The sequence below is a fragment of the Micromonospora maritima genome, assembly GCF_902825405.1.
In the GTDB taxonomy this organism is placed as follows: domain Bacteria; phylum Actinomycetota; class Actinomycetes; order Mycobacteriales; family Micromonosporaceae; genus Micromonospora; species Micromonospora maritima.
In genome coordinates this window covers 1-4,695 of record NZ_CADEAU010000422.1, presented here as the reverse complement: position 1 = coordinate 4,695, position 4,695 = coordinate 1, and the positions used below count along the sequence as shown (strand labels likewise).

3 protein-coding genes and 1 pseudogene are annotated in these 4,695 nt (G+C 75.6%); 3 read left to right on the top strand and 1 reads right to left on the bottom strand.

What is annotated here, in order from left to right; genetic code table 11:
* The 3 genes and pseudogenes from HUW36_RS26110 to HUW36_RS26100 form a co-directional block, all read left to right on the top strand.
* A pseudogene (locus tag HUW36_RS26110) lies at positions 1-362 on the top strand (DUF998 domain-containing protein); the annotation flags it as partial.
* Between the two features lie 137 nt (positions 363-499).
* On the top strand, positions 500-1,783 hold the full coding sequence (locus HUW36_RS26105) for a dicarboxylate/amino acid:cation symporter (RefSeq protein WP_174530574.1): 1,284 nt from the start codon (positions 500-502) through the stop codon (positions 1,781-1,783).
* A 77-nt stretch (positions 1,784-1,860) separates the two neighbouring features.
* Positions 1,861-2,928 (top strand): NADH:flavin oxidoreductase/NADH oxidase, encoded by a 1,068-nt coding sequence (locus tag HUW36_RS26100; protein ID WP_174530573.1) that lies wholly within the window; start codon positions 1,861-1,863, stop codon positions 2,926-2,928.
* Between the two features lie 43 nt (positions 2,929-2,971).
* On the opposite strand, the gene HUW36_RS26095 is transcribed toward HUW36_RS26100, so the two are convergent.
* On the bottom strand, positions 2,972-4,695 hold a 1,724-nt coding region (locus HUW36_RS26095), incomplete at its 5' end, for an ATP-binding cassette domain-containing protein (protein ID WP_174530572.1).

Genomic DNA, 4,695 nt, shown 5'->3' with positions numbered 1-4,695 from the left:
GCCCGCTGCCGCCGTTCGAGGCCGCCACCGTGGCCGACCTGGTGCACGGCGGGGCCAGCATCGCGGCGACCGCCGCGGTGGTCTTCGCCATGCTGGCGGTGCTGCTCTCCCCCGCGGCCGGGACGGCGTTGCGGCGGGTCGCGGCGCTCGGCGCGGCGCTGGCGCTGCCGCTGTCCGGCGCGGTCGGGCTGGCCATGCTGCTGGTCGGCCGGGGCGCCCTGGTCGGCGTGCTGGAACGGGTGCTGCTGGCGGTGGCCGCGGCATGGGGGCTGGCCACCGCGCTCCTGCTGGCTGTAAGGAGCTTCACGCCCCGCGGTCCTTCCGTCCGGGCCGGGGACAGGAGTAACGTCGCCCGGCGATGACCAATGTCTGGTGCCTCACCGAGCGCCTGTACGTCGACCTCCGACGGCAGGCCAGCGGCGTCTGTCCGGCGTAGCCCCGCTCCCCGACGCCCGCCTTTCCGCACCAGACCCTTGGACACGTCCTCATGGCTTCCGCCCTGCGCAAGTTCCCCTTCTCCGTGCAGATCCTGCTCGGCCTCGTGCTCGGCGTGGCGCTCGGCTTCCTCGCCCGCGCCAACGACCTCGCCTGGCTGACCAGCACCCTCGACACCGTCGGCGGCCTCTTCGTCCAGCTCCTCAAGCTGGCCGTCCCGCCGCTGGTCTTCACCGCCATCGTGGTCAGCGTGGTCAGCCTGCGCGGCGTGGCCAACGCCGCCCGGCTGGCCGTCAAGACGCTGCTCTGGTTCGGCATCACCGCGCTGATCGCGGTCAGCATCGGCATCGGCCTCGGCCTGCTCACCAACCCCGGCCGGGGCGTCAACCTGGACCCGGCCGGCGCCACCGCGCCGAAGACCACCGGCTCCTGGATCGACTTCCTCACCGGCATCGTGCCGACCAACCCGGTCGGCGCGTTCGTCGAGGGCAACGTCCTGCAGATCGTCTTCCTCGCCCTGGTGGTGGGCGCGGCCGCGCTGCTCGTCGGGGACGCCGCCGAGCCGTTCGTGTCGCTCAACCGGGCGGTGCTCACCATCGTGCAGAAGGCGCTCTGGTGGGTCATCCGGCTCGCCCCGATCGGCACCCTCGGCCTGATCGGCAACGCCGTCGCCTCGTACGGCTGGGACCTGCTGGCCCCGCTGGCGAAGTTCACCACCGCCGTCTACGTCGGCTGCGCCCTGGTGCTGTTCGTGGTCTACCCGGCGCTGCTCGCCGGCGCCGGCCGGCTCAACCCGGTGCGCTTCTTCGCCGGCGCCTGGCCCGCCATCCAGCTCGCCTTCGTGTCCCGCTCCTCGGTGGGCACCATGCCGGTGACCCAGCGCTCGGTGGAGCGCCTCGGCGTCCCCCGCGAGTACGCCTCCTTCGCCGTGCCGTTCGGCGCGACCACGAAGATGGACGGCTGCGCCGCCATCTACCCGGCGCTGGCCGCGATCTTCGTGGCCCAGGTCTTCGGCGTCGACCTCGGCGTCACCGACTACCTGCTGATCGCGTTCGTCTCGGTGGTCGGCTCGGCCGCCACCGCCGGCCTGACCGGCGCGATCGTGATGCTCACGCTGACCCTGAGCACGCTGGGCCTGCCGCTGGCCGGCGCCGGCCTGCTGCTGGCCATCGACCCGATCCTGGACATGATGCGGACCGCCACCAACGTGGCCGGGCAGGCCGTGGTGCCGACCATCGTGGCCGCCCGCGAGGGCACGCTCGACCGGGCCGCGTACGACTCGGCCGGCAAGCGGGACCTGGTCGAGCCCGCCGAGCCCGCCGAGCGCCTCGCCCCCGTACCCGCCTGAGAATCCCGATCCGGGTGCGTTCCTGGTCGCCACGGCGACGAGGGACGCACCCGGCTCCATGACCGGAGGAGAACCGCATGAGCGCCCTGTTCACGCCGCTCGCCCTGCGCGGCGTCACGCTGCCCAACCGGGTCGCGATGGCGCCGATGTGCCAGTACAGCGCCGGCCCCGACGGGCTGCCCACCGACTGGCACCGCGTCCACCTCGGCTCCCGGGCCGTCGGCGGCGCCGGGCTGGTGCTCAGCGAGGCGACCGCCGTGGTGCCCGAGGGGCGGATCACCCCGCAGGACGTCGGGCTCTGGTCCGACGCGCACGTCGACGCGTGGCGACCGGTCACCGCGTTCGTCGCCGGCCAGGGCGCGGTGCCGGCGGTGCAGCTCGCGCCCGCCGGGTTCAAGGCCTCCACGTACCGGCCGTGGGCGCCACGCCACGGCGGCGTGCCGGACGCCGAGGGCGGCTGGACGCCGGTCGGCCCGGGCGTCGACCCGTTCGTGCCCGACTACCGCACGCCGGCCGCGCTCGACGAGGCCGGCATCGCCGCCGTGGTGACCGCCTTCGCCACCGCCGCCCGGCGGGCGTTGGACGCCGGCTTCGCCGCCGTGGAGATCCACGCGGCGCACGGTTACCTGCTGCACGAGTTCCTCTCCCCGCTGACCAACCGGCGCACCGACGGCTACGGCGGTGACCGGGCGGGCCGGATGCGGTTCGCCCTGGAGGTGGCCCGCGCGGTCCGGGCCGCGGTCGGCGAGGCCGTGCCGGTGCTGACCCGCATCTCCGCCACCGACTGGACCGACGGCGGCTGGACCGTCGAGGACAGCGTGGTGCTCGCCGGCGAGCTGGCGGCGGCCGGCGTCGATCTGGTCGACACCTCCTCCGGCGGCGCGGCGGCCCGGGCGTCCGTCCCGGTCGGCCCCGGCTACCAGGTGCCGCTGGCCGCCCGGATCCGCCGCGACGCCGGCGTGCCCACCGGCGCGGTGGGCCTGATCGTGGAGCCCGAACAGGCCGAGCAGATCGTGGCCGGCGGCGAGGCGGACCTGGTGCTGCTGGGCCGGGAACTGCTCCGCGACCCGTACTGGCCGCGCCGCGCCGCCGCCAAGCTCGGCGCCACCCCGTCCTGGCCCGACCAGTACGTGCGGGCCTTCTGACGCCACCCGTCCGCCCCGCCGCGACGGGCGGGGCGGACGGTGGTCAGCCGGCCAGGTGGGACCAGCGGGGCTCCAGGTCGGACCAGGCGCCCTGGTCGGCGACCACTCCGTCGACCAGCACCACCACGTGGTCCGCGCGGACCAGCGCGGCCCGCTTGGCGGTCGAGCCGACCACTGTCACCCCGTGCTCGCGCAGCGCCGCCCAGAGCGCCAGCTCCGTGGTCACGTCCAGCGCCGACGACACGTCGTCGGCGACCAGCAGCTCGGTACGCGGGGCGAGCGCCCGGGCCAACGCCAGCCGCTGGAGCTGCCCGCCGGAGAGCCGGGTGCCCTTGTGCCCGATGAGCAGCCCGAGCCCGCCCCCGGCGGCCGCCAGGTCGTGCTCCAGCTGGGCGGTGGAGACCGCGCCGGCGGCGTCGACCTGGTGGCCGAGCGCGATGTTCTCGGCCACGGTGCCGGAGAGCACCCGGGGCAGCTGCCCCACGTAGCCGACCTGGTTGGGGCGCAGGAACATCTCCGGCTCGGTGACCGGGTCACCGTTCCAGCGCAGCGCGCCGACGTGGTGCACGATGCCGGCCAGCGCGCGCAGCAGCGACGACTTGCCGGCGCCGACCGGCCCGACCACCAGCACCAGCTGTCCGCGCTCGACCACCAGGTCGACGTCGCGGACGGCGAGCGTGCCGTCGGAGTGCAGCGCACCGAATCCGGCCAGCTCCAGCCGGCGCAGCGGGTGCCGGGGCGGCGGTTCGGGCGCCGGCGCGGTGCCGGCGGCGAGGTCGAGCCCGGGCACCTCCGCGGAGTAGGTGGCCGTCCCGGTCATCGCCACGGTGCGGCGGGTCCACACCCGGGCCGACGGGTACTGGGAGACCAGGGCCGCGGTGGTCCAGGCGAACCAGCGGGCCGCGCCGAGGGTGGAGACGGCCACAAGCGTGGCCCCGGCGGACAGCCCACCGGCCAGGTAGAGCGCCCAGGCCCCGATCGGCAGCAGACCACTGGCGACGGACGGGGTCGACCGGGCCCACACCTGCATGGCGATCTCCCGCCGCTGCCGCTCGCTGCGCACCGCGTCCAGCCCGGCGAGGTGGCGCAGCACCGGGCGGGTGGCGCCGGCCAGCTTCACCGTGCGGGCGGCGGAGAGCGCGGAGACCAGCGCGGTGGCGAACGCGGCCCGCGCCTTGACGGTGCCGGCGGCGGTGCGTTCCAGCCTCGGCCCGAACAGCGTGGCCGCCAGGCCGGAGGCCACCATCGTGCCGACGAAGAACAGCGCCGGTACGACACTGCCGGTGACAAGCGTCATGGTGAGCACGATGGCCAGCGAGATGAACTGGTCCATCAGGTTGTCGGCGAGCTGCACCACCCGGTCGGTGTCGCCGCCCTGGGCCACCACCTCGGCCGGGGTGTGCGCGCTGACCCGGCGCGCGCCGGTCTGCCCGTGCACCAGCCGGGCGCTGATCCGCAGCATCTGGCGGATCCACCACTGCGGGAACCACAGGTTGGTCAGGTAGGGCAGCGGCAGCACCACCAGCAGCGCGGCGGCGATGCCGAGCGCCGGCAGCCACGGGTCGCCGCCGGCGACCAGCTCGGCCCAGAGCCAGGGCAGCACCGCGCCGTCCAGCCCGAGCAGCGTCAGCACCACGAACAGGGCGACCGACACCAGGCCGTACCGGGGGTCGTTGACGCCCAGCCGGAGGATCTCCCGCATGGTCCGGGCGGGCGGGCCGGGCGGCACCGGCGGCGGATCGGCGCGCGGCACGGCGACGCGGGGCG

What these genes read in the sequence shown, in the direction of transcription:
- HUW36_RS26100 (WP_174530573.1), top strand. Translation starts at nt 1,861, where the DNA reads ATGAGCGCCCTGTTCACGCCGCTCGCCCTGCGCGGCGTCACGCTGCCC.